At 52.6% G+C, this 25041-nt stretch carries 22 protein-coding genes; 11 read left to right on the top strand and 11 right to left on the bottom strand.

The features are described from left to right. Nucleotides 1–306 precede the first annotated feature (306 nt). Nucleotides 307–801: a sterol desaturase family protein gene (locus tag H6F94_RS23015; protein ID WP_190804556.1), complete on the bottom strand. Its 495-nt coding sequence runs from the start codon at nt 799–801 to the stop codon at nt 307–309. 60 nt (nt 802–861) lie between these two features. On the opposite strand from H6F94_RS23015, the gene H6F94_RS33335 reads away from it, so the two are divergent. The 6 genes from H6F94_RS33335 (at nt 862) to H6F94_RS22985 (ending at nt 8406) form a co-directional block, all read left to right on the top strand. Beyond that, nucleotides 862–1911: an aromatic ring-hydroxylating dioxygenase subunit alpha gene (locus tag H6F94_RS33335; RefSeq protein WP_190804555.1), complete on the top strand. Its 1050-nt coding sequence runs from the start codon at nt 862–864 to the stop codon at nt 1909–1911. Between the two features lie 115 nt (nt 1912–2026). Continuing rightward, nucleotides 2027–3073, top strand: a complete 1047-nt coding sequence (locus tag H6F94_RS23005; RefSeq protein WP_190804554.1) for an aromatic ring-hydroxylating dioxygenase subunit alpha — start codon at nt 2027–2029, stop codon at nt 3071–3073. Between the two features lie 428 nt (nt 3074–3501). Further along, nucleotides 3502–3900 (top strand): 2Fe-2S iron-sulfur cluster-binding protein, encoded by a 399-nt coding sequence (locus H6F94_RS23000; RefSeq protein WP_190804553.1) that lies wholly within the window; start codon nt 3502–3504, stop codon nt 3898–3900. Next, complete coding sequence (locus tag H6F94_RS22995; RefSeq protein ID WP_199320585.1) at nt 3887–4474, top strand: thermonuclease family protein; 588 nt, start codon at nt 3887–3889, stop codon at nt 4472–4474. The genes H6F94_RS23000 and H6F94_RS22995 overlap by 14 nt, the downstream gene beginning before the upstream one ends. Nucleotides 4475–4831: 357 nt before the next feature. After that, nucleotides 4832–6403, top strand: a complete 1572-nt coding sequence (locus H6F94_RS22990; RefSeq protein WP_190804551.1) for a glycoside hydrolase 100 family protein — start codon at nt 4832–4834, stop codon at nt 6401–6403. A gap of 434 nt (nt 6404–6837) precedes the next feature. Continuing rightward, entirely contained in the window at nt 6838–8406 is a 1569-nt protein-coding gene (locus tag H6F94_RS22985) for a glycoside hydrolase 100 family protein (RefSeq protein WP_190804550.1), read from the top strand. Here H6F94_RS22985 and H6F94_RS22980 read toward each other — a convergent pair. The 3 genes from H6F94_RS22980 to H6F94_RS22970 all read right to left on the bottom strand — a co-directional run bounded on the left by H6F94_RS22980 (nt 8403) and on the right by H6F94_RS22970 (nt 12147). Beyond that, the gene (locus H6F94_RS22980) at nt 8403–9608 is read right to left on the bottom strand and encodes a glycoside hydrolase family 10-like protein (RefSeq protein ID WP_190804549.1); all 1206 of its coding nucleotides are present in this window, start codon (nt 9606–9608) and stop codon (nt 8403–8405) included. The two genes, H6F94_RS22985 and H6F94_RS22980, sit on opposite strands and share 4 nt — an antisense overlap. Nucleotides 9609–9647: 39 nt before the next feature. Beyond that, nucleotides 9648–10094: a hypothetical protein gene (locus H6F94_RS32570; RefSeq protein ID WP_242041342.1), complete on the bottom strand. Its 447-nt coding sequence runs from the start codon at nt 10092–10094 to the stop codon at nt 9648–9650. A gap of 844 nt (nt 10095–10938) precedes the next feature. Beyond that, on the bottom strand, nt 10939–12147 hold the full coding sequence (locus H6F94_RS22970) for an alpha/beta fold hydrolase (protein ID WP_190804548.1): 1209 nt from the start codon (nt 12145–12147) through the stop codon (nt 10939–10941). A 106-nt stretch (nt 12148–12253) separates the two neighbouring features. Between H6F94_RS22970 and H6F94_RS22965 the strand changes: the two genes are divergently transcribed. The 3 genes from H6F94_RS22965 (at nt 12254) to H6F94_RS22955 (ending at nt 16366) form a co-directional block, all read left to right on the top strand. Next, on the top strand, nt 12254–13138 hold the full coding sequence (locus H6F94_RS22965; RefSeq protein ID WP_190804547.1) for a LysR family transcriptional regulator: 885 nt from the start codon (nt 12254–12256) through the stop codon (nt 13136–13138). 96 nt (nt 13139–13234) lie between these two features. After that, nucleotides 13235–15472 (top strand): DNA helicase RecQ, encoded by a 2238-nt coding sequence (gene recQ, locus H6F94_RS22960; RefSeq protein ID WP_190804546.1) that lies wholly within the window; start codon nt 13235–13237, stop codon nt 15470–15472. A 435-nt stretch (nt 15473–15907) separates the two neighbouring features. After that, entirely contained in the window at nt 15908–16366 is a 459-nt protein-coding gene (locus H6F94_RS22955) for a hypothetical protein (protein WP_190804545.1), read from the top strand. 576 nt (nt 16367–16942) lie between these two features. On the opposite strand, the gene H6F94_RS22950 is transcribed toward H6F94_RS22955, so the two are convergent. From H6F94_RS22950 to H6F94_RS22940, 3 genes are all read right to left on the bottom strand, one after another. Beyond that, complete coding sequence (locus H6F94_RS22950) at nt 16943–17200, bottom strand: hypothetical protein (RefSeq protein ID WP_199320584.1); 258 nt, start codon at nt 17198–17200, stop codon at nt 16943–16945. 371 nt (nt 17201–17571) lie between these two features. Beyond that, nucleotides 17572–18915, bottom strand: a complete 1344-nt coding sequence (locus H6F94_RS22945) for an NAD(P)/FAD-dependent oxidoreductase (protein ID WP_190804544.1) — start codon at nt 18913–18915, stop codon at nt 17572–17574. 327 nt (nt 18916–19242) lie between these two features. After that, nucleotides 19243–19749 (bottom strand): SAM-dependent methyltransferase, encoded by a 507-nt coding sequence (locus H6F94_RS22940; RefSeq protein WP_242041341.1) that lies wholly within the window; start codon nt 19747–19749, stop codon nt 19243–19245. An 85-nt stretch (nt 19750–19834) separates the two neighbouring features. Here H6F94_RS22940 and H6F94_RS22935 point away from each other — a divergent pair, with 85 nt between their 5' ends. Then, nucleotides 19835–20482, top strand: coding sequence for an ABC transporter permease (locus H6F94_RS22935; protein WP_190804543.1), 648 nt, complete (start codon nt 19835–19837; stop codon nt 20480–20482). 34 nt (nt 20483–20516) lie between these two features. Then, nucleotides 20517–21446, top strand: a complete 930-nt coding sequence (locus tag H6F94_RS22930; RefSeq protein ID WP_190804542.1) for an alpha/beta fold hydrolase — start codon at nt 20517–20519, stop codon at nt 21444–21446. 78 nt (nt 21447–21524) lie between these two features. On the opposite strand, the gene H6F94_RS22925 is transcribed toward H6F94_RS22930, so the two are convergent. The 4 genes from H6F94_RS22925 to H6F94_RS22910 form a co-directional block, all read right to left on the bottom strand. Continuing rightward, on the bottom strand, nt 21525–22208 hold the full coding sequence (locus H6F94_RS22925) for an ABC transporter permease (RefSeq protein WP_190804541.1): 684 nt from the start codon (nt 22206–22208) through the stop codon (nt 21525–21527). Further along, a complete protein-coding gene (locus H6F94_RS22920) occupies nt 22205–23170 on the bottom strand; it encodes an ABC transporter ATP-binding protein (RefSeq protein ID WP_190804540.1) in 966 nt (321 codons plus the stop codon). Before H6F94_RS22920 ends, H6F94_RS22925 begins: the two co-directional genes overlap by 4 nt. A 90-nt stretch (nt 23171–23260) precedes the next feature. Next, nucleotides 23261–24004 (bottom strand): class II aldolase/adducin family protein, encoded by a 744-nt coding sequence (locus H6F94_RS22915; RefSeq protein ID WP_190804539.1) that lies wholly within the window; start codon nt 24002–24004, stop codon nt 23261–23263. Nucleotides 24005–24226: 222 nt separating this feature from the next. Next, nucleotides 24227–25039, bottom strand: a complete 813-nt coding sequence (locus H6F94_RS22910; RefSeq protein ID WP_313949355.1) for a phosphate/phosphite/phosphonate ABC transporter substrate-binding protein — start codon at nt 25037–25039, stop codon at nt 24227–24229. Nucleotides 25040–25041 lie beyond the last annotated feature (2 nt).

The raw sequence follows: 25041 nt of genomic DNA, 5'->3' as shown, positions 1-25041 counted from the left end.
TGTGTCGGGAGTTATCTGAGATCGCAACCTTTTTTACAAAAGCTTCCACTCGATCTTCGGGATCACTCTGGGTTTCTTGTGTCCTTGAGGGTCTTTGAGAGTTTGAACCTTTTGAACTTTCCTGTTCCACAAATTGCTGGGGAGCAGCAATTATGCTCACCTGCATGATTGTGAGCCAGCAAACGTGCAGCAAACGTATAGGCTAGCTAGTCAAAAATCTGTCAAATTTGCTGCCAAATTGAGATAGCAAACCATTAAGGCAAGCAAACGGGCAAGCGGGCAAAAGGTTAAGCCCAAATAGCCTGGCTACCACCAGCGGATCTCAAATTGGCCCAAGTGGCTCTTGGCTTGCTCCTGCTCGGTTTCCCATTCCACTAGCTGGTAGGTGCCAAAGACGTGATCCCACCAGTCAACACCCAATCCGAAATTGTGGTGCCACTGATTGTATTTGTGATGGACGTAATGCACCGGCAAACGACGCATCCAAAAGCAGCCAATGGGATTCTCATGTTGGAGTTGATGCGCGTAGGCTGAAAACAGCGCATAGCTTAAGGCGCCCAATAGCCAGCCAGTTCCGGCAGACAGGGACACCAGGTAGAGCCAGGGCATCAGAAATACGGTGCCCACGAAGTAGTCTCTGAATTCAGGCAAAGCCCCTTGAGCCTCGTTACGACGGTGATGATCGCGGTGACGCTTGCCGATGCGAGCATTAGCGTGCATCAGGCGATGGACCCAATACTCGATAAAACTGCCCAGCACGAACGCTGCGGCAAAGGCTAGACCAAAAGACAAAAAGACCATACTCACTCCTGACAAATCGCTTCTGATAATATCTGGGCACAAAAAGGCAGAGAAGTCAGCGTGGAATTAGAGACAATTTTTGAGAGCCAAGTTGCTCGCAATCCGGCCCGCAAAGCCAGCGTCAATCCCAATTACTGGTATCCTGTCGCCCGTTCGCAGGACCTCAAACTGGGCAAAATCCTGTCTGCTAGGTTCTGGAAGCAGCCGCTTGCGGTATTTCGAGACCAGAACGGACAAATCCATGCGGTAGATGACATTTGCCCCCACAAGGGGGTGTCACTACACAAGGGCACGGTGAAAGGCTGCCATTTGGTCTGCCCCTACCACGGCTGGGAGTATGACGGAGCCAGTGGGCATTGTACGGCAATTCCCTACCTGCCGGAAGGACAAAAGCTGCCTCGGGCCTCGGTCCGGAGCTATCCAGTCCAGGAGCGCTACGGCTTGGCCTGGATCTTTCCAGGGGACCCCGCCCTGGCTGAGCAGAAGGCTTTGATCGACATTCCTCAATATGGCGATGAAGACTGGCTAGATGTCGTCTTGAATTTCCGTTTCTGGGCGCATTTTTCCATCTGCAATGAGAACACGATGGATATGTTTCACGGACATTTGCATTCCAATTACCAAGCTTGGTACGGCACTAAGTTGCTGAAACTGGAGGAGACGTCAGACACTGTTCAAGCGCACTATCAGGTCTTCTACAACAACTGGTTGGCTCCCCTGTTGGGCTTGAGTAAATGGGGCGACAAGGTCAGTAGCCAGCAGGTCACCATTCAATACCTCTACCCGCACATTTGTAGCGTCGTGGGCGATGTTTCGCGGGTTTATATGCTGCGAATCCCCGTGAGTGATGTCGAAAGTCACTCCTTTAGCTTGTTTTTTACCAAAGTCAGAGTTCCCGGTATTCTCAAACCCCTCAAACCGCTCATTCGCTACCTGATTCGTCGCTTTGTGCTGACGAAGTTTCTCTTGCAGGATCTAGATATGAACGAAAATGAGCAATCGACTTACCAAACCAACCCTGAGCGCCGTTATGTCGAGATCAATCCAGCAGTTTTAGCGATGCAGCGTGTGATTGTCCGTCAGGCTGAGCAGGCAAGCGAGCAGAGCTGAAATCATCACTCCCTCAGCAAGTTTGGTGAGTAGTTGAGGGCAGCTTGCTCTGTTAAACGGCCTTGGTAGTATGCTGGGCAGAAATGCGCTGGGCAAGCAGCCAGGGAACTCAAGCGTGGAACTAGAGACAGCCCTCAGAGATCAGACCGTCCGCAACATTGTCCGTGAAGTGGGGATCAACCCCAATCATTGGTATGCCATTGCTCGTAGCGCTCAACTTCAACCTGAGAAGGTGCTACCGGTCGTGTTCTGGCGACAGTCGCTAGCGGTCTTCCGAGACAATCAGGGGCAGGTTCATGTGCTGGATGACATCTGCCCTCATAAGGGGGTATCCCTGCACAAGGGCACAGTGCAAGGCTGCCATCTGGTTTGTCCCTACCACGGCTGGGAGTACGACGGCGCCAGTGGCGAATGTGCGGCGATTCCCTACCTACCTGAGGGACAAAAGTTGCCTCGGGCATCAGTCCGCAGCTATCCGGTGCAGGAGCGCTACGGACTGATCTGGATTTTTCCTGGCGCCCCGGAACTGGCGGACCAAAAAATGGTGCTCGACGTTCCTCAAGCTGAAGAGGATGGCTGGCTAGATGTGTTGCTAGAGGCACATTTCAAGGCACACTTCTCTATCTGCAACGAGAACACCATGGATGTATTTCATGGACATCTTCATGCCAAACATCAGGCTTGGTACGACACGAAGTTGGTGAAGCTTCAAGAAACGCCTGACCTAGTTCAAGCTCAGTACGATGTCACTTATCAGAACTGGTTGGCACCCCTACTGGGCCTCAGCGAGCGTGGTAACCAAGTCACAACTCAGCGCATCACTATCGAGTACATTTACCCTCACCTACGCAGCTCTTTAGGCAATCTCTCCCGGCTGTATCTGCTGCGAATGCCAGTCAATGAGTACGAGAGCCATTCTTTCGGTCTGTTCTTTTTTAAAGTCAAAATTCCTCGTTTTCTCAATCCGCTCAAACCTCTGATTCGCTCTATTGTCGTGAATTGGGTTCTGATGAAGTTCCTTGTGCAGGATATTGAGATGATGGAGGATGAGCAGCAAACTTACCAGAACGAACCCAATCGTCGTTATGTGGAAATCAATCCAGCGATCTTAGCGATGCAGCGTCTGATTGTGCGTCAGTTTGAGCAGGTCATAAAAGCCTGAGTAAACTTTTCTTATCAATAAATTTTGGCGTCAACGGGTCTATGTAAGCGACCTCAGTATCCAAATCTTAATTCGCTCGATCTTCTCCATTTCTGATCAAAATTCGACTGAGCTTGCGGCTAGTTTCTCGCCTTTAATCGACCCGTATTGAAGGTCAGAATTTTGCAATCAAAGTTGACTTATTCAGCTACTTGTTTTGCTTAGTGGATCCTGTGAAACACTTCCAGGTTTCAAGTTCTTAACAGGCAGGATAAAGATGTTTTTCACAGAGCACTAGCTCCACAGTGCTCTGTGAGTGACAACAGGATCCGACGTAGGGTTTTGAGCAGTCTTCGTGACAGTCTTTATCGCAATTGAGTGCAAGGCAGCGTTAAGTTGCACTCAACCGTTAGGATGAGAAGACTGCAAAGGGTTTCTGCTCAAAGTCCATGCCTCCGATTGAACCTACGGCGTCTGAGCCAAAACGCACTCACACAGTCAAGATTCACCACCGAGCTGCTGACACTCATTACACTGTTCAGGTGCCAGAGGATCGCTACATTCTGCACAGTGCTGAAAACCAGGGTGCAAATCTGCCTTTTGCCTGCCGTAATGGAGCCTGTACAACCTGTGCTGTGCGCATTTTAGCGGGAGAAATTTACCAACCTGAGGCGATGGGACTATCGCCAGGGCTACGGCAGCAGGGCTACGCGTTGTTATGCGTTGCCTATCCCTGTTCAGATTTGGAAGTCGAAACCCAAGACGAGGATGAGGTCTACGAACTTCAATTTGGGCGTTACTTCGGTAAAGGGCGGGTTCGCTTTGGACTACCGCTTGAGGAAGACTAGCCGCCTGAAACCTGGGCGAGCGGTTGCGCTTTGGGTCATTGCAGCAATTGGGCTGAGTTTATGGCTGACCGCTTGTCAGAAAGCTTTAGTGCGTCCTGACCCTGACCATGCCACCCAAGTGGTGCAGGTGCAACGCGTGATTAATGCTCAGGCTTTGGATGTTGTCAGTGCTCAGGCCACACCAGGCTTGACCGAGCGAGTGCAGTTGATTGGTCTTGATGCACCGGATTTGGAACAACGGCCCTGGGGCTTGCAAGCACAGCGATTTTTGGACGATTTGATTGGTCCTAAATCGGTCCGCTCTCAAAGCCAGCCTGTGTTGCTGGAATTCGACGTGCAACCGCAAGATCGATTTGGCCGTAAATTGGCCTACATCTGGGTTGGTGAGCTGTTGGTGAACGAAAAATTAGTTGCTGAAGGTTATGCTCTGGCAGTACTTCGTCCCCCCAATCTCAAGTATGAGGAACGCTTGCGACGTGCCCAGGAGCGAGCGCGTTTGCTAGGGCTTGGCATCTGGAATCCAGATCAGCCAATGCGAATTAGCCCCAGTGAATTTCGTCGGCAGTATCAATAAATCGGTTACGCTTGAATTAATTAGTGAGATAGATCACCGTAACCTAGGGCTGCGGGCAGTATCGATGGGGATAGGCAGCACATTAGTTTAGGGGTGTATAAGAACGCTGTCTATAGATATTTCCGTAATTTTACGGAAACTTGACCTAACAAAACCAAGAGAGACTGAAGACAGTCTTATTGCCTCCATTATTAAAGACTCTGTGGAGACTGGGCCAAAGTCTGTGCACAGTGCTTGATGAGTTTTTAATATAGGAGAAATGCGATCCTCTCTGAAGGTTGGCGCTGCATGGCACTGACCTTTGAACGTTTGCATTACAGCCTTTGATCTTGCCCCATAGCCCCCCTCGGAAAGCAGATGGACCTGCCGATTACTGCCGTATTTGATCCACGCCGTTTGAGCCGTGAGACAGACGTTATCAAGACGGCTCGTGAGCTCTTGTACGAGAAAGCATTGGTTAGCGTTCAGGGACAGCCGGTCGGCACCCTAGCTGCCATCCCCCGATCCATTCGCCGGGGAGGGCAGTCGGTAGCCGCTGAGCCTGACCTGAACTATACCGAAATCTTTATTCGGGATAATATCCCGGCGATGATTTATTTCCTGCTAGATGGTCGTGGCGACATTGTGCGCAACTTCCTCGATCAAGTTCTCAAGCTCCAGAGCACCAGGGACGAAACTGCGGGCATCTTTCCCACCAGTTTCTTCGAGGAAAATGGGCGCATTGTGGCTGACTATGGTCAACGAGCGATTGGGCGTGTCTGCTCTGTGGATGCCACGCTCTGGTGGCCGATCCTCGCCCATATCTACGTTCAATACACCGGTGACAAAGCCTGGGCGACCAGTGAGCCGGTGCAGCAGGGCATCAGTCGTTTTCTGAACCTGATTTTGCACCCTCAGTTTCGGGATGCTCCAACGCTCCACGTGCCCGATGGTGCGTTCATGATTGACCGGCCCTTGGACGTGTGGGGAGCCCCGCTCGAAATTCAAGTGTTGCTCTATGGTGCCCTACTCAGTTCTGCTGGCCTGATCCGGTTGGCGCTTTCTGAGCACGGCCTAGTGTCGATGCCTGGCAACCGTTTGGCCTATCTACGTCGTCCTACGGGTGAGGATGCCCGGATGATCGACCGTTTCAAGCGCACCTTGGACTGGTTGCGTCGTCTGCGCCGCCACATGTTGACATATTACTGGGTCAATGCTAGTACGGTGCAGGTTTTGCGCCGCCACCCAACCGAGCAGTATGGCGACCTGATCTCCAACCAGTTCAATATCAACGCCGATACCGTGCCAGTTTGGTTGCAAACCTGGCTAGGCCGTGATGGCGGCTACTTGCTGGGAAATATCCGCACAGGCCGTCCTGATTTCCGCTTCTTCACCCTCGGCAACTGCTTGGGGGCGATTTTCGGACTTCTCAACACCACCCAACGCCATGCCTTGTTCCGGCTGATTTATCAGAACCGGGACGAACTCATGGCCCAGATGCCAATGCGCATTTGCCATCCGCCTCTGGATGGCGTGGATTGGGAAAACCAAACCGGATTTGACCGCAAGAATGTGGCTTGGTCTTATCACAACGGCGGCCACTGGCCCTGTCTGCTGTGGTTCTTATCCCTGGCGGTGGTCCGCAACCAGCAAGGGTGCCAGGACAGCCTCGAAGGCAGCAAACAGCGGGAGCTGCACGAGGTGATGATGATGACGCTGGAGGACTCCTACAAGGTGCTGCTCAAGCGTCTGCCCAAGCAAAACTGGCCGGAGTATTTTGATGGTCCTACGGGTTTATGGGTTGGGCTACAAGCTCGCTTCTACCAGACCTGGACCATTACCGGGCTGTTGTTGACGCAGCATTTGTTGCGAGGTAACCCCAGCGACGCGGCGGTGATGGATATGCCCAGTCTCAAGGATCTCTGTGAAACCGAGTTGCCAGAGATCTAAGGCTAACTGAGTATCAAGGTAGGCCTACAAGGTGCACAGAGGAGTGGGGTTGACTTAGGATGTCAGCCCCTAATTCTCACGATCTTAAGTTTGATTAGCCCTAGGTCGGGCGTCAAGAGCTAACGCCTGTATAGAGACTAAAAACTTATAAACACATGCAAATTAAATGCGGCTATACGCTAAATCCCACGTATCCCGTACGTGCATGATTGCGTATATAGGAGTTAGCTATAAATTAATTAATAAATTAATTTCAGATTATGCAGTTGTTTAACGATAACTGTCATAGACTAAGTTCGTTCAGCAAAGATTTGCGAGGGCGTGTGCTCGGCACGGAGTACTTGCTCCACGCTGCAGGCAAGCAGTGCATAACTGCTTGCTTGTAGAAACGCTGGTATCTACTTTTGCCCTATAGCCCCCCTAGTGAGCTGCAAATGGACCTGCCTATTGCCGTATGGGATAACCGCCGACTAAGCCGTGAATCTGACGTTATCCAAACTGCTTGTGAACTTTTGTATAAGCAAGCTTTAGTCGAGATTCAGGGACAACCAGTCGGTACTTTGGCTGCTATTCCCCGTTCTATTCGTCGGGGTCTAGATGCAGACATTAGCGAGCCTGACCTGAACTATACGGAGATCTTTATCCGGGATAACATCCCGACGATGATTTATTTCCTGCTGGATGGTCGTGGCGACATTGTGCGTAACTTCCTCAATCAAATGCTCAAGCTCCAGAGCACTAAAGACGAGACTGCGGGCATCTTTCCCACCAGTTTCTTTGAGGAAAATGGACGCATTGTGGCTGACTACGGTCAACGAGCAATTGGACGCGTCAGCTCCGTGGATGCCACGCTCTGGTGGCCGATCCTCGCTCACATTTATGTCCAACACACTGACGATCAAGAATGGGCGGTTAGTGAGCCTGTGCAACGGGGGATTAGCCGCTTTCTGAACCTGATTTTGCACCCTCAGTTTCATGATGTTCCCACCTTGCGCGTACCTGACGGCGCCTTCATGATCGACCGACCCTTAGATGTGTGGGGGGCGCCACTCGAGATTCAGGTGCTGCTGTATGGTGCTCTGCTGAGTTCTGCCGGTCTGATTCGTAAAGCCCTATCAGCACGAGGGCTTGTCTCGATGCCTGGTAATCGTCTCGCTTATCTGCGCCAGCCTCAAGGTGAGGACGCCCGGATGATCGACCGTTTCAGACGCACATTGGCCTGGTTGCGCCGCCTACGCCGCTACCTGTTGACTTATTACTGGGTCAACGCCACAACGGTACAAGTTCTGCGCCGCCACCCCACTGAGCAGTACGGGGACTTAATTGCCAATGAATACAACATCAACGCCAATACTGTGCCAGTTTGGCTGCAAACCTGGCTGGGCCGTGATGGCGGTTATCTGTTAGGCAATCTACGTACAGGCCGTCCTGATTTTCGATTTTTCACTCTAGGCAATTGCTTGGGCGCTATCTTCGGCTTATTGGGGCGCACGCAACGCCATGCCTTGTTCCGGCTGATTTATCAGAACCGGGACGAACTCATGGCCCAGCTGCCGATGCGCATTTGCCATCCGCCCCTAGATGGTGTGGATTGGGAAAACCAGACTGGGTTTGACCAGAAGAATGTGGCTTGGTCTTATCACAACGGCGGCCACTGGCCCTGTCTGCTGTGGTTCTTAGTCCTGGCGGTGGTCCGCAACCAGCAGGAGTGCCAGGACAGCCTCGAAGGCAGTAAAAACCGAGAGTTCCACGAGGTGATGATGATGACGCTGGAGGACTCCTACAAGGTGCTGCTCAAGCGTCTGCCCAAGCAAAACTGGCCGGAGTATTTTGATGGTCCTACGGGTTTATGGATTGGGCTACAAGCTCGCTCCTATCAGACTTGGACCATTACCGGGCTGTTGTTGACGCAGCGCTTGTTGCGGGGTGACCCCAGCGACGCGGCGGTCATGGACATGCCTAACCTCAAGGATCTCCACCAGACAGAACTACCAGATCTTTAAGGCTTAGGCGAAGACTGCAGGCTAGGGCGCGACGCTGGCGTGGGGAATAGGGCTTTGAGTGTGTCATCCTGCTGAGCAAGCGTTTCGTAGAAGAAGAACGAAACGCCAGCTAAACCCGAACTACGGGCTAACTCCACCTGGGCTTGGATCTGCTCAGATGGCGAAAGACGGTTCTTGAGCCCAGCGAGAATTCCCACGCCCACTGGAATGTGGCTTGCGGCTTGCTGTAGTTCTGGTCGACCCAGTTCCAGCCTGAAGCGCTCCAGATCACTGCGGTAGACCTGGACAATCAGTTCTTCCACCAAGCCCCGTCGCTCCCAATCGCGCCAATCTTGCAGGTAGTTTTGGTACGAAAACTCCCAAGGATTTGGAGAGAGGGCCATGAGCGCTCTTGGACGCCGACGCTTAAGAGTGTAGAAAATGCGTCTCATCAGCGCGGTGAGCTTTTCAGCACGCCAACGCATCCAGGCCGGGTCACGGTAGTCACTGGGCGGGAGTTGTCCGCGCTCGCGCCGGTACAACTGGACCGTGTAAGGGTCGTAGCCCAATTCGACTGGCAAACCGAAGTGGTCATCGAGTTGTAGACCATCGATGTTGTAGTTGGCGGCTAGCTCGTCGACCAGCGACACCATAAACTGTTGTACGCCGGGATGAAAAGGATTAAGCCAGACCCGTCGGTCCTTGCCTTCCATAACCACTTGCGAGCCGTCCTGTCGTTGGGTCAACCAGTCAGGATGGCGAGCCGCCAGGGTAGAGACTTCAGGTGCCATGAGGCCAAACTCCAGCCAGGGCAATACACTCAAGCCCAACTGGTGTCCTCGCCTGACTACCTCCAGGAGCATGTCTCGTCGTTGTAGGCCCGGATGAGGATCGACGCGATGACCCAACGTGCGTTCAGCAACTCGGCTGGGGTAGAGGGTGTAGCCGCCTTGATAGACCGTGGGATACACCGTATTGAAGTTGAGCTGCTTCAACCGCTCTAAGGCTGAGCGAGTTTGAGGCGCTGAGAACAGCACTTCGCTGTCGATGTTGGTGAGCCAAGTCCCCCGTAGTTCTGGTGCGGCTGGGACCAGTCCTAGTGTTGGCTGGGCGCGGCTGACCAGGGCTAAGCCCAGCACGAGGGAAGCACATAAGAAAATAGGCCAGACTACATTCAGCCAATCTCGCCAGATCGACTGTCTTCGGATCCGAGGTCGTCGCATTGACCGTTTACTCTCAAGCTCTATCGGAGATTTTGACGCCTATTGGCTCCGATTGTTCGCTGGGTTGCCTTCAGTCTGATCGTCGCGCTGGCCCTTTGCCTGACTTTTGCTTTGTCTCTTGCCTTGCCTCTTGCCCTGGTTTTTATCTTGGTTTTTAGCCTGATTTGCCTGTGCTTGGTTAACTTGCGCTTGCTGAGTCTGGTCTTGTTGCGTTTGGTCAGTGGAGCGCTTTTTCTTAGACTTGTTCTGCTCAAAGCCAAAGTATTTTTCGCTGCGGTAGCGCAGCCACACTCGCAGAACCTGAGGAATCTGGTCCTTTTGCTCTGGTGTGAGGGTGTTGTAAAGAGCTAAAGCGCGGCTACGTTCGCGCCGACAAGCCGCGTTGTTGTGGGCGTCCCATTGAACGCGTGCTAGCCGAATGAGCCGACAAACTTCTTTGACCAGCTCCGGCCCTGTAAGAGGAACGGTTTTGTCTCGTTTTGCCATTTGCCTCTGAGCTTAGCAAAACAGGATTGATCAAAACGTCAAAGGCTTTGCATGCAACCTCGCCTTTACTTTGGTTTCCAACTGGTGTTGTCGGAACTCCTGAGCTGGCTGAAAAGGGACCTTTTCTTTTTCTCTAGGCTCTTTCTTGGCAGCGGCCTGAGGAGCTTCAGTGGCTTGCTTGGCGTTCTCTACCTTATGCACAAGGGTTTGGGGAGAGGCGTCAAATTCCTGTGGATTTGTATCAGCCGGAAAGACGAAAAGCTGCTCTCCTGTCTGTGCTGCTTTACGACAGAGAATAAGAGCTTCGCCAAGCCGACAGAACATTATTGGAATCCAGCTGCCACTGTAGAAGTAGACGACGACCCGGCTCGTAGTGTACTCCCCGAGTGGGAGCGGATTTCGCCACTGCGAAATCACGTTGGCAGGCTCCTAATTCGTAAGGTTAAACTTTCTTTGTTAAGTTGTATTATTGATTGCCACCCGAGCTTAGCTGCTCGACAGCAGAGGAACCATCTGCCTTAGGAGGCATCCTACCTAGCTAATAGCGTTTCGAGAATCATTTTCGATCTGATGCCTTGAGCTGTCAATCGTCTGTGTCAAGCCAATACTAGGAACATAATAAAACATGAAATAAAGTCTCTAGAATTCTTATAGACACTTATCTGTATTCAAAGTCTGAGCCCAAGATTTGTGGGGTAGCTCTATTGTGCAAATCTATTAAAAGTCAGCCTGTGTAGCGGCTAAATATTTTGAAGATTGAGTCAAGACATTAAGAAAAAGAGCTTGAAATGCTGTTCTTGCAGCAGCTTTCTCAATCTGCTGCAAAGCGCTTTCGAACTGGTTGCTACTTTAAGAAGGACAATACTTCCTGAAGAAAACGAGCCCGTCCCCGCTCCGGTCGGTCTAGGAATAGGAAGTGTGTACCATCGGGAATCGAGACGGTTCTGGCAGTAGGAGCATTCACCAACTCAGCTTGTAGCGCAGTTAAGTCTTCAGGTCTTGACCAGTGATCACGCTCGCCGCGAATCACCAGCGTCGGCACCCAAATATCTGACGCCTGCCAATATTTTTGACCTCGGGAGAGGTTATAAGCATCCTGCCGAAATGCACCTGGAATGCGCAAACTGGGCGGTTGACGATTGCTGGTTGGCTCACTGGCGAGAGCAGTTCGTTGATAGGCATCAGCAATTGCGGGGTCACGCCATTGGCTTTTGTCTGTTGTGGGGATGGCTCGATTCCAACTGCTTAGCAAGTCCTCAGCGGTTGCCAGTCGATCACCAGCATTGGGGTTGAACTGGCCTGGCCGAGAGGGATCTTCAAAGGACTCACGCAATGGCCAAGGCGCATCAACCCCGTAGAGGCTATTGAGCATGACTAAATGGCTGACCTGCTGGTTGTTGCCACTCGTATACATACCTGCCCAGTGTCCACCACTGGCCCAACCGATCAGCGCAACGCGTTGCCCTCGATTGCGAACGCGCAACCAACTCACCACCGTACTGATATCTTCCACTGCCTCGGCAGAGGTCACTGCGGGCGGACTGGCTGTGAGCGGCTGGCTCATGGAAGCAGGACGGGTTGATCTGCCAAAGCCTCGAACATCCATTAGATAGACAGAGTGGCCCGCTCTCGCTAAGTCTTCAGCCAGTGAGTAACCCCGTACGTCTAAATCAAAGGACGCGACACCGCCAGTACCGCCTCCATGAATCAGCAACACCGGGATGCCATCTGAAGCCCGGCTTGATCGAAGTTCGCGAATAAACAGACGGCTTGCTGGTCCGTTGGCAATATAGAAATCCTGGCGCCTTACCTGAGTCTGAGCCGAAGAGGATTGATCGCGCCCTTGGGCAACTAGGGATTCTTCTGCTGACCCTGAATTGTAGGGAGTTGGATGGGCGCTGGGCAGTTGCGCGGGTAGCGCTTGCACTGATGCCCCTGCTCCTACTAAAAGCAAAGCGAACGGTATGGCGACAACTGGGGCGACAACTGAGGCGACAACTGGGCAGCTACCAGCCTGCTGCACTTGGGCTTGCAGAATTTTGCCTAGGGTCATGAGCGTAGTTCCTCCTGAGAATGGTTGACCTATCTCTAACGCTAGAAGCCGTGTTTTAATCTGTCCAACACACTTTTGATCGCTGATTAACACCTGCAAGGTTCAAATGGAACTGCGACATCTCCGCTACTTTATTGCTGTCGCTGAGGACCTCCATTTTGGGCGCGCAGCTGAGCGGCTCCACATCGCTCAACAACCTCTGAGCCGCCAGATTCGAGACTTGGAAACAGAGCTAGGCGTTGAGCTTTTTTACCGCACTAAACGTACAGTGCGTCTAACAGAAATTGGACAAGCGTTCTTAATTGAGGCAAGAAAAACACTCAAACAAGCCGAACAAGCTGTGCTCTTAGCTCAACGCATGGGGCAAGGCGAAATCGGGCGGTTGGCAATTGGCTTTACAGGCCCTGCCTTAAATAAGGTGCTTCCCAAAATCGTGCGTCAGTTCAAACAAAGACATCCCAAAGTAGAGCTTGCTTTAGAGCGGCTACAAACCAATGAACAGGTGAAAGCGCTGCGCGCTGGTGAAATTCACGCTGGTTTACTGCATCCGCCCATCGACGATGACACTTTGCTCTTAGAAACCATTGATCGCGAAAAACTGGTTGTTGTTTTGCCAGACACGCATGAGTTAGCTCAAGAACTCAAGCCTATCTCGCTAAAAGTCCTAGCTAATGAGTCTTTTGTTCTGTTTCCCCGGCAGGTTGGTCCAGTTTTATATGACCAAATTATTGGCCTATGTCAAAAATCTGGGTTTAGTCCCAAAATTGTGCAGGAGGTCATTTCTCAACAAACCATTCTTGGTTTAGTTGCGGTGGGGATTGGAATTACCCTAATCCATGCCTCCGTTCAGACTGTAGGACAAGCTGGAGTTGTTGTTAGAGACCTACTAGAGCCGACGCCAGAACTAGAGTTAGCAATTGCTTGGAGCCCCACTGTAACTAATCCACTGCTGCCATCTCTGCTCGAAATTGTCAGAGAAATCGTGGCTTAGTGGATACGCTGATGGATCAGCTGCTAACCCATGTGTTTGCTGGCAAGCTTGCTCGTCCAAGCTTGTACAATATCAGCCTCAGGCATTCAGGGTTCAATGGCTTTTTCAGCGGCAGTCAGTCTGGAGCAGGGCATCCCCCAGCTCGAAGCGGTTCTCAAACAGTATTTCGGCCACGATGGCTTCCGGCCTGGGCAGCGTGAAATCGTTGAGCAGGTGCTCCAGGGCCAGGATCAGCTGATCCTGATGCCCACAGGCGGAGGCAAGTCGCTCACCTATCAGCTGCCAGCTCTGTTATTGCCGGGTTTAACCATTGTCGTGTCGCCGTTGATCGCGCTGATGCAGGACCAGGTCGAGCGCTTGCAGGACAACGGCATCGCGGCGACTTATGTCAACAGTTCCCTGACGCCAGGGCAACGCACCCAGCGTGAGCAAGCCGCTTTGCAGGGCCGGATCAAATTGCTATATGTCGCGCCGGAGCGATTGCTCAGCGAAAGTTTTCTGCCCCTCCTCGATCAGATCCAAGCCAGAGTCGGGCTGTCGCTCTTGGCCATTGATGAAGCGCACTGTGTTTCTGAGTGGGGGCACGACTTCCGTCCGGAGTACCGGCAATTGGCTCGGGTACGCGAACGCTACCCTGGACTGCCCGCCTTAGCTTTGACCGCAACGGCAACGGAGCGAGTTCGCCAGGATATTCTCAGTCAGCTGAGGCTAGAAGACCCTCACGTCCACATTGCTAGCTTCAATCGGCCCAATCTCTATTACGAAGTCCGGGCCAAGCACAAGGATTCCTACGCAGAATTGGTGCATCTGCTGCGGCAGCAACCAGATGCAGCCGTGATTATTTACTGTCAGAGCCGCAAGAGTGTTGAATTCTTGAGCGAACGCTTGAATCGGGATGGTATCAGCGCTCTGCCTTACCATGCTGGTTTGTCTGGAGAGCAACGCGCTGAACACCAGTCTCGCTTTATTCGTGATGATGTCCCCGTTCTGGTTGCTACGGTTGCCTTTGGCATGGGCATCGGCAAGCCGGATGTCCGAGCGGTGATCCATTACGAGTTGCCGCGTAACCTGGAGGGCTACTATCAGGAATCCGGGCGGGCAGGTCGCGATAGCCAAACTGCCCAGTGCATCCTATTCTTCAGTCCGGGTGACCGGGCCAAGGTCGAATACCTAATTACCCAGAAGCCTGATGAACAGGAGCAGCGCATCGCGCGGCAACAGCTCAACCAGGTGATGGCCTACGCAGAGAGCACGACTTGCCGCCGCCGTATCCAACTCAGTTACTTTGGCGAAACTCTTCAGATCGGCAACTGCAAGAACTGCGACAACTGCCTGCGCCCGTTACCTCTAGAAGACCGGACCATTCACGCGCAGAAATTTCTGTCTTGCGTAGCGAGGTGTAGAGAGCGCTTCGGTATGCGACACATCATCGACGTGCTCCGGGGTGCCAACACCCAGCAGATTCGCAGGCATGGCCACGAGAAACTCTCAACCTATGGCATCGGTCAGGACCAAACGGTCGAGGAATGGCAACGATTGGGCAGAGCCCTACTGCACCAAAATCTGTTGGAAGAGGCAACTGATGGCTACTCCATCCTCAAACTCAACGAAGGCTCCTGGCAAGTTCTACGCCAACAGCTCCAAGTACAGGTTGCAATCCCCATCAGTGCCGCTACTCCTCGCTTAGAGGAATCTGGCCCAGTTCAGGCACTGGATGTGGATTCTGAGGGCTTGTTTCAACATCTGCGAGCGCTGCGCAAGCGCTTAGCTGATGATCTCGGTGTACCTCCCTACGGAGTGTTTCCGGACACCAGCTTGCGGGCAATGGCTCAACAGCGCCCGGACTCGCAAACTCAATTTGCACAGATTCCCGGGGTTGGCACTCGCAAATTAGAGGCGTACAGTGCTGTTTTCACACAAGCGATTCGAGCTTATTGTGAGGCCTACGACTTGCCTCTGGGTTTGATGCCGGAGCTAGGACGAGCGCTCGGCTCTGGGCCCATTATTGGCTCTACTAATACAGTTGCCAGCTCTCCGTCTCTAACCCAAAAACTGACCCTAGAGCTGTATCAGCAGGGGCTCAGCCTGGAAGAGATAGCTCAGCAGCGTCAGCTCAAAGCCCGCACAATTGCCGATCATCTAGCTAGTTTAATTGAGGCGGGCGAAATTTCTGATCTGGAGCGACTGGTTTCACCTGATCGCCATGAGGTGATCTTGGCTACATTCAAAAAGCTGGGAAGCGAGGCTTTAACCCCAGTTCGGGAGTGTTTGGGAGAGCAGTACACCTACGATGAAATTCGCTTTGTCCGCGCCTTGCACCACCGCTCTAGCTAGGGAGCGAGTTCGAGTTTTCGGAATCATTAATTCTCAGCTTAATTTAATTAAATATTCCTAGAAAAACCTCTCTGCCGATGGGAGGATTTGCCGTCAAACGCTTCGTACCATCATCCAGAAATAATGACTATACAAGTTTCTATGGAAGGTCTAGAGTGTGACTTGGCTTGGTGTTGATATTAGTGATCTTTAGCCCTATGACTGGCTCAGATGGGAGCGGCTTTAGATCAAGAAGATGTTGAAGGATTTTGTGCTTGAATGTGCATTGCTTCTTCGATTGGCGTTTTGCCATTTTGCTTTGTCATGTATGGCAACTTTCTTAGCTTGATTTGAGATCTTTAGTGTTGAGATTCTATTGGCTCCATGCCTCCTGGTCAGCGCATCTAACTTCTTCGCTTTTTGTTTACCTGTTGTTTTTCAACCTGGATTTCAAAAATGACTGACTCTGACAACACTTCTGCTCAAGCGATCTCCGGGCTACTCCATGACATTTTTCTGTCCAAGTTCTCAGAGCCCCCAACTTTTTTGCTGATAGCAGGGCTCCTGACCAGTTTGGCTTGCGCGGCTCCTTTCATCGCGATTCTACGCCAGCAGGTCAAAACTTGGTCTAACGATAGTGCTTCTAATCGCTTGCCTAAATGGGGTAGCTTGCAGCTTTCCCTACCCTTTATAGGAATTTGGGCCGGGGTGAGCATGCTCTTGGTAGCTATCTTTGGCCTGCTTGGGCTGTCGCCCTGGGTTTCCTTCGGGCTTGCCTTAGCCCTAGCCTATTTTCTTGGCACGACCGTCTGGTTCCAGATTGGTCAGGCTATCGGTCAGCGCATTGTTCGTTCGATGGTTTCTGAATCTAATAGAAACAATCGTCGCTCCCGTGAGCAACCTCGCTCAATCTAGTTCTTCTGAATTCGAATTCTTTGTTAAAAACAAAAGCCCGGCGAGTTTGCTCACCGGGCTTTTGTATGCCGTTATGCTAATCACAATACCTAGGTAATCGCAAGTGATGTTTTTAAGCTGATTTTTGAAAGTACAAACAGTCCGGCCTCGCAGATACCTATTGGTACTGACTTAGTATTAGTACCGAAAACGCTCAGATGCTTGATTATTGAAAGGATAGTAATCAGAACAGCCAATAGCTTCCTCAGTTAAGGCAACCGAAGGGCGAACTGCGCACTTAAGATGGTAATCGCCAGTGAAAAATTGACAGTTAGCGCAGGGAATCTGGTGCAACTGCCTCAAGGTCGAAACCCCACTTTGAGTCATACTCCAGGCTTGCCACAGAATTGATAGGACCAGCGTCCAAGCGACAACTGCGCAAAGGGGAACAAGCACAGGTTGGAGTGCCTGAGCCAAGGGACTGAGTAATTGAAACATAGGTCAAGTCATCAACAGGGTGGGAATTTTGTGAGTCCAGGTCGGCTATGGATTCAATAGCCGACCGTGGAGAATGAATCGTGCCTGAGTGGACTGAGCCTAGAACTTACTAGTCGATGGCGACAGAACAGGCTCAGGAGTAGGCTTCAGCAACAGCCAGCAGGAGAAGAAGAAGGCGGCTGTAAACAGTTGCATGATGTCAATGGCAGACAGCGAACCATCAGAGAAGGTTGCAATGCTTCTGTCGCAGATGCCAAACACCCAGGCAGTGATGCCAAACCACCAAATGCTTTTCTTGAGGAGAGAAAGAAGCTCTAAGTATTCGGGCGACTGATCGTTTGATTGATTGCTATTCACGATTTTTGACTCCGTCTCTTAAAAGACCTTGCTATGGGTAAACCAACCATGTTCTAGGTGCAACGCTGACACAGACCAAACACCAAAGGCCAAGCACTGAAAGTTAGCTCAACTGGAAGCGAAAGAAAGACTCGTAGCTCGTCGCACCTGCAAGGGCTCTTGGATTTGTAACGTATTGTTTACACTTCCTGTTGTAGCGAAGGCGGAAGTTCCCCGGACTCTGCCATGAGTTCTACTTTAGGCAAAAGATCCATACATCTGAAGGAATATCTCGCAACCGGGATGGCGATGTGTCAGAAGAAACACTGAGAAGGCCGGGGATCACTTGGAATCCCCGGCCTGGTAAAAAGTTCTGACTAACTTAGACTCTGCTAATCCTTAAGCAGAGCGTGCTCGGGGCTGCGCTGCACGGCAGCTTGAGAGCGGGTCTCCTTGATCTGAGAGGTATCCTTGCGGAAGAACAGGGCAATCGTCCAGTCCAGCGAAACTCGCAGGCGGTTGTCCCAATCCGGAAGCAAGAAAAGGTATAGAGAGCGCCATACCACCCAAGCTGGAAATCCCGAGAAGCGCACCCCCAGGATATTAGCTACCCCATCCTGGTAGCCGAGGGGAACAATGTGCAGCAGCGTTGTGAAGTCGAAGGGCTGAAGGGGCTCGCCCTTTAGACGGGCAACAACGTTCCGCGCCAGATTTTGGGCCTGACGCACAGCAACCTGAGCTGTTTGAGGATGGGGCTTCTCGGTTTTGGTGTCAAGCTGAGCGGCACAGTCGCCAAGCGCAAAGACATTGGGGTAGCCGTCTAGCTCTGAGCAAGTGTCGACCAGCAAGCGCCCGGTGCGGTCCTTGGGGCAGTCCAGCTTAGTAATGGCTGGGTGTACTTTTACACCAGCGGTCCAGACGCAGGTTTGAGTGGGGATGCGAGGACCATCTTTGATTTGGACCCAACGGGGGTTCACCTCAGAAATCATGGTTTTATCCATGATCTCAATGCCCTTGCGCCGCATTTGCTCTGTAGCATACTGCGCCAGATTGGGCTCAACGTGGGGCAACAACTCAAAGGCTACCAGCTTGAGTGAAATCTCATCCGGCTTGATCATCGGGTAGTCCTTGAGCAGAGCCCCGTGGATCAAATCCCGCAGCTCCATGACCGTCTCAACCCCAGCATCGCCCCCGCCAGCCACTAGGAAAGTCAGCAGTTCGCGCCGCCGCTGTTCGTCAGACTCTAGAACTGATTGCTCAAACTGGTCAATGACTTGGTTCCGCAGAGCGATAGCGTCGGAGACATCCTTGAGGGGGAATGTGTACTCACTGACGCCCGGTAGGTTATAGCTATTGGGAACTGAACCCAAGCCCAAAATCAGAATGTCGTAAGGCAAAACAGCTAGAGTATCTTTGCCTTCGTTGAGGGTTGTGACTTGTTTGGCATCGAGATTAATCTCTAGTACCCGTTCGCGGCGAAAGATGACGGGCAGACGCTGGAGCGCTTGACGAATGGGATAGGTAATGTGGCGGAATTCCAGGGTGCCTCCAGCTGCCTCTGGCAGCATGGGCGTAAACACAAAGAAGTTGTCCTGGTTTACTAGCGTGACCTCAATGGGATGCTCTTGAGAGAGCTTCTTATTCTTGAATAAATGGCCCAGGGTCTGCGCAGCGGTCAGGCCACCGAAGCCAGCGCCCAAGATCAAGATGCGGCAAGGAGAGGCTGGGGTCGACATGGAGATATTAGAGTGTGGTGTGAATGTTGTGCTTATCGTGCCCAAAGCTGAGTCATCTCATCTGGCGGCCACAAGCTGGCCTACTCGGCTATCTTCAACCCTACTTCAAACAACGGTTAACGCCTATAGCCCTCCGGAGAAGTGAGCTTATCCTGACAATTTTGGGCTCTTTTTAACTCAAGGTTCATACTTTTCTGCATTGAGTTTGTATTTTGAAGGGGATTTTTGCATAGCGCTCTGGGCGGATTTTGAACCTTGATTTTGACGTATTGAACGGTTCAACCTTATGGGCTTTTACGGCTTAAAGCGCTGAGTTGAAAGACAAACTTATAGCTGCCATAAGTAGATCGGATAGGTATTGATCACATCAGAAACCTGAGTGACTTGGCTGGGCGGCCAGTCACCCATATCAAAAGAATGCGTGACAATGCGTGAGCCCGGCGCCAGTTCTGAACGCAGTTTATCCCGCAAGCGTAGGTTGGATCCTGGCAGTAAATAGAGCGCTACGACGGTAGCAGGCGACAACTTCAGATTAAGCAAGTTTTGCTGTTTAAAGCGCACGAGATGCTCGATCCCTGCCTGTTTAGCCCGTTGCTTGGCCTCGCGGATACGCTCGGGATCAAGATCAACCCCTAGCCCCCGCGCTCCCCATTGTTCAGCGGCGGTAATTACGATACGCCCGTCGCCACAGCCGAGGTCGTACACTAAATCCTCAGCAGTAACCTGGGCTAGAGCCAGCATCGCGTCTACCACAATCGGCAGGGTACGGACATAGGGCGCAAGGCTAGTGGCTGGCTGGTGCGGCGTTTGGCCAAATCCCTTCGCTGACTTCAATGCAGTAGCCCCAACTGAAATACCGAGTCTATGGTGACATGACTCTAAAACCTGACCTGAGCCAATCTGAACCGAGGAAAGCCAGATGAACGTTTTGAGCCAAGCCTATACCTACGCAGCTGACAATTCAGACCAACTCATTACGGCGCTAGGCCAGCACCTCATGTTGGTGGCAATTCCTTTGGCAATTGGCTTGGTGGTGGGATTACCTCTGGGCCTGTTGAGTGCCCGCTCACGGGCGGCCTCTACTGTCCTAATGAACACATTTAATTCCCTGCGGGTGATCCCTAGTCTGGCAATTCTGTTTCTGGCGATTCCCTACTTTGGTTTGAGTTTTGAATCAGCTGCAATCGCTCTGACCCTGCTGGTGATGCCGCCAATTCTAATCAGCACTGATGTTGGCTTTCGAGGCATTGATCCCGCCATTCGGGAAGCCGCCTTCGGTATGGGGATGACCTCTGGGCAAGTCCTGCGTCAAATCGAGATTCCCTTAGCCCTGCCCGTGATTGTTGCTGGCATCAAAACCGCGACAATTGAGGTAATTGCCAGCGCAACTCTCGCTGCCTTCATCGGTGGCGGTGGTTTGGGCAGCTTCATTACCCTGGGTTTTGCCCTGTATGACAATGCAGTGTTATTAGTTGGCGCGATCCCAGTGGCGATTCTAGCGCTGATCGCCGAGCTGAGTCTGAGCAGCCTGCAACGGGCAGTGCAGCCACCGACCAGCAGAGCCTAAAACTGTCCAGGCCAAAGCTGTGCAGGCTGAAGCTATGCAAAATTGGTGGCAGACGACGTTCCCTCAGGGGCTGCAAAAAGTAAGCATCCAAACCGCTGATGGTAAGACTCTCAAACTAGCCTTCGGTGAAAAGGGTCAGGGACGGCCACTAGTGCTCGTGCATGGAGTTGGCAGTTGGAGTTACAGTTGGCGGCACCTGATTGATCCCCTCGCGCAACAATTTCGGGTGATTTGCCTGGATGCTCGGGGTTACGGCTTTTCCGACAAGCCCCCCGACCCCGACCCACCGGGTCATCAAATTGGCGATTTGGCCCAAGCGATTCGCGCTTTGTGTCCAGAACCAGCAGCGATTATGGCTGAGTCTTTGGGGGCATTAGTCAGTCTGGCTGTGGCTCAAACTCAACCAGACTTAGTGGCTCGCTTGGTGCTGATCAACGTGCCGATTTTCCCAGTGGAACTGCCCAGCCTGGGAATGCGTTTACTAGCTGATTTGCCCTTAACTTGGGTACGGGCAGTGGATCAGGCTCGGCTGGCCTACTGGCTGGCACCCCTGGTGCGCAGTATTGTGTGGCTAGGGCGGCAGGAAGTCGTCGCAGACCCCAGTGAGGTCAGTGAGGATGAGGTGTACTGGCTGGCCTACCCTTACGTGGAATTTCCCAACGCCATCACTAAATTTGCTGAAAATCTCCAGCAGCTCGCCCGCGAAATTCGCGCCCTTCATCAGGGTCAGCCCAGTCTGCTGCAACCGATTCAAGCGCAACTGGCTAGCGTCCACTGCCCAACGCTGATTCTGTGGAGCGAACAGGATCGTTGGTTTCCTGTCGCCCACGGTGAGCAGCTCCGTGCGCAACTGCCCAACGCTCGGCTGGAAATTTTGGCCAACTGTGGTCACAGCGCAGCGGCAGGCTGTCCAGCAGCAGTTAGTGCCGCAGCTGTACCATTTCTGCAAGATTTCGCCTGTTAAATCACCAACCCAGTTGGCTTAGTTTGCGTAGGAGATCTGGAGGAAATTTAAAGAAATTTAGGGATGCTCTCTAGATTCCTAGGGCTCCAAATTGAGCGAGGGCTCAGACAAATTCGGCTGCCGAGGGGTTGAACGGCGGATCCGGGTAGCCGGGCTTGAGATTCGCTCTAGGGTCAGCAGCACCCCGTTAATCACCAGAGCCAAGGCTGCGACCGTGAGTGAGCCTGCCCAAATTTTGTCGTAACGCCCGACCTGGGCAATGCCGTCAAATAGCAAGACCCCTAAACCACCTGCCCCAAACTTGGCGCCAATGGTGGCAATGGCAATGGCAACAATCGCTGCTAGGCGTAAACCAGCTAGAAAAATTGGCAGCGCTAACGGGATTTGCACTTGGCACCAACGCTGCCACCAATCCATACCCATGCCCCGGGCTGCTTCTAAAACTGCTGGCGGAATCGACTGCAATCCCACTACAAAGTTGCGTACCAAGATCACCTGCGTGTACAAAACCATGGCCACGATCACTGAACTGGCGTTTAGGCCAAAAAAAGGCACCAGTAGAATAATTAGCGCCAAACTGGGCACCGTGTAGAGGGTACCTAGCACCCCCATCACCGGTACACCCAACCAGCGATAACGCGTGATCAACAGGGACAAGGGCAGGGCAATCAACACTGCAACCAGAAGCGCCAAGCTAACCATTTGTAAATGCTGAAGCAGCAAGCCGGCGACAATGCCAGGATTTTTGAAGATGTAGCTCACACGTTCGCTCCTAGGCTGGCAGAGTCGCGAATATGCTCCAGAGTGAGCAAACCCACTGCCCCTCGGTTATCTAATACGGTCAGCGCTGGTGCGCCCGTTTGCAACAGTAGGGACAGAGCTTGGCGCAAATTCTCATGCTGCGCAATCGTGGGTTCTCCATTGGGTGTGTAACCTTGTGGAATACTTTTCATAGCAGTTTCAACCCGCAGCAGACTCAGCTGGCGCACCATGTCGTCAGCTCCTACCAGTTCCCGTACAAAGGCATTGGCTGGCCGCGTCAAAATATTAAAGGGCGTATCATACTGCACAATCTGGCCGCGTTGCAGGATCAGGAGCCGATCCGCCAGCCGCAAAGCCTCTTCAACGTCGTGGGAGACAAACAAAATCGTTTTCTGAAGCTGGCGCTGTAGCCGCAAAATCTCGTCTTGCAGGGTGGTTCGGGTAATGGCATCGATGGCACCAAACGGTTCGTCCATCAAAAGCACACTTGGGTCTCCAGCTAAAGCCCGAGCTAAGCCAACCCGTTGCTGCTGGCCGCCCGAGAGCTGAGCTGGATAACGATTCCGATATTCCTGCGGCGGTAAGTCCACCAATTCGAGCAATTCATCAATGCGCGGTTGCACGCGTGAGCGCTCCCAGCCCAATAGCTTAGGGACAACCGCAACGTTCTGCGCCACGGTCATGTGCGGAAACAGACCAGATTGCTGAATCACGTAACCGATCTGCCGCCGGAGAGCCGTCACCTTGAGTTGCCGGATGTCAGTGCCGTCGATGGTGATTTTGCCGGAGGTGGGCTCGTATAGACGATTCACCATCTTGAGCAAAGTGGTTTTGCCGCAGCCTGACGGCCCCAAAATCACCACGAACCTGCCAGCCTCGACTTCGAGACTGCACTGATCGACTGCTGGGCGAGGCGCACCTGGGAATCGCAGGGATACCTGATCAAAACGGATGTCGCTCACGGCTAATTCCTTGGTCTTGGATGGCAGGCTTAGATAGATAGTGTAAAGCTTAGACCTGACGCAATTTGAGCAGCAGGCTACCAGGTGAATTTACTGGCTGATGGCGACTAGCTCCGTACTCGCCTGGATCTGAGTAAAAGCCCCTTCTGGGAAGGCTAACGCTCCTCCCAATGCTGTTGCCCTTAGGGTTGCGGCAGCTGCCTCTTCAATTGCGATCAGTAGGTTTGCTGCACTGAGCGGATCTGGGCCAAAAACCAAAACACCATGATTGGCGAGCAATACTGCCTGGGTATTGGGGTGCTGTCGGATGGCTACCCGGATTGCTTCGACCGAAGCCGCTGAACCGCGTGGACCCCAGGCTGCAACTGGAATATCTTGAACCTGACCGTAATGCAGTAGGGATTCGTAGTAGCAGGGCAAGGGTTTCTGCGCCAAGGCAAAGACAGTGACATAGGGGGAATGCGTATGCAGCACGGCTCCCACCTCAGGACGTAGCTCATATACAACCGTGTGCATCGGCACGATCTGTTGGGTTTCGGCTGAGAGATAGCCCTGCTCAACCTGGCCAGTCAGCGTTAATGCTGCCAGATCAGCACTGGCCAAATCTTTGAGTAGCAGACTGGATGGGTTATCGCCCAGCCGGGTGCTCAGGTTGCCATGTCCGCTAGGAGACAAGACTTCAGCGTCAATAAGACGTTGAAGCGCTGTGCTAACTGCTTGCCACTCCGCCGCAGCAAAGTTGGAACTCTCAAGCTGACTTGGTCTGCCGACTGGGCTTGGCCGGCCTGGCCGCTGATTTTTGTTACTCCAACTGCTACGCCAACGGTTGGTCATAAACAGGCCTCTTGCTGCTAAGGGTGTGAGGGTTCGCGATACTCGAATCTACGGTTAGCCGGTAGGAATACCGAGATTATCCATGCGTGTCACTCTACATGCCCACAGAGAGGAATGCAAGCCACTCGCTCTGTCACACCTGAATGGTCATTATTGTGTGTCTGAGCTCGACTGCTCTGAGGCGTTTCAGGTCGAGTTGCCGTCTCTATTAGGAGATATTGTTTAACGAATAGTCTCGTAACCAGCCTCGATTGCAGCTTGGTGCATCAAACCGATAGGGGTATAGTCTTCCGGTTGTACGGCGACATAGGTTTGGATGCCACCTTGCTGAAGCACCTGCTGCAACTGAAGATCCTGGTTTGCAACCAGTAGTGCTGAGCGGATTTGTTCGAGTAGGGGGGCACCTAGATGCTGAGCAGCGACTACAGGCGGCATCGGGCAGGGACCTAAGGATTCAAGCACGCGGAGCTGGCTGACTAGCTCAGGGGCGTCGCGCCCAGCTTGTTCGAGCACCGTGCTATCGATAGCTGCACAATCAGCTTGGCCCTGAGCGATCCACTGAATCGAGCATTGATGGGAGCCTGAAGCCAGAACTTGTGAGAAGAAGCTTTGAGTGTGCGCTGCTTGCAACAGGCGATAGCGCAGCAAGTTGTAACCGCTGTTAGAACCCAAATCGTTGTAGCACAGCCGTTGACCTGCCAGCTCAGCCAGAACGGTTGCAGGGTTATCGCGGTGAACAATCAGGTCCGCATAGTAAGCGGGCTGACCTGCGTAGCGGGGTGCTTGCATGACCGGTGCTACTAAGGGAACCAGTTGGCTGGGTTGGACCCAATTGCGTCGCACCAGCGGCAAGCCACACAGAAAGGCAAGTTCCAGCCGATCTTCTAAAACGGCTGGGTCTTCAAGGGGGTCATAGGCGCTCTGGCGGGTATGGATTTCAACCCCCAAAGCTCGTGATAAATAGGCTCCCACAGCTTCGTAGATCCAAAGCATATTGGGAGCCAGAAAGGAGGTTAGCGTGAGTTGCTTCGGCACTA

Source organism: Leptolyngbya sp. FACHB-261, assembly GCF_014696065.1.
Taxonomy (GTDB): Bacteria; Cyanobacteriota; Cyanobacteriia; order FACHB-261; family FACHB-261; genus FACHB-261.
This window is presented reverse-complemented; position numbering and strand designations above follow the sequence as displayed.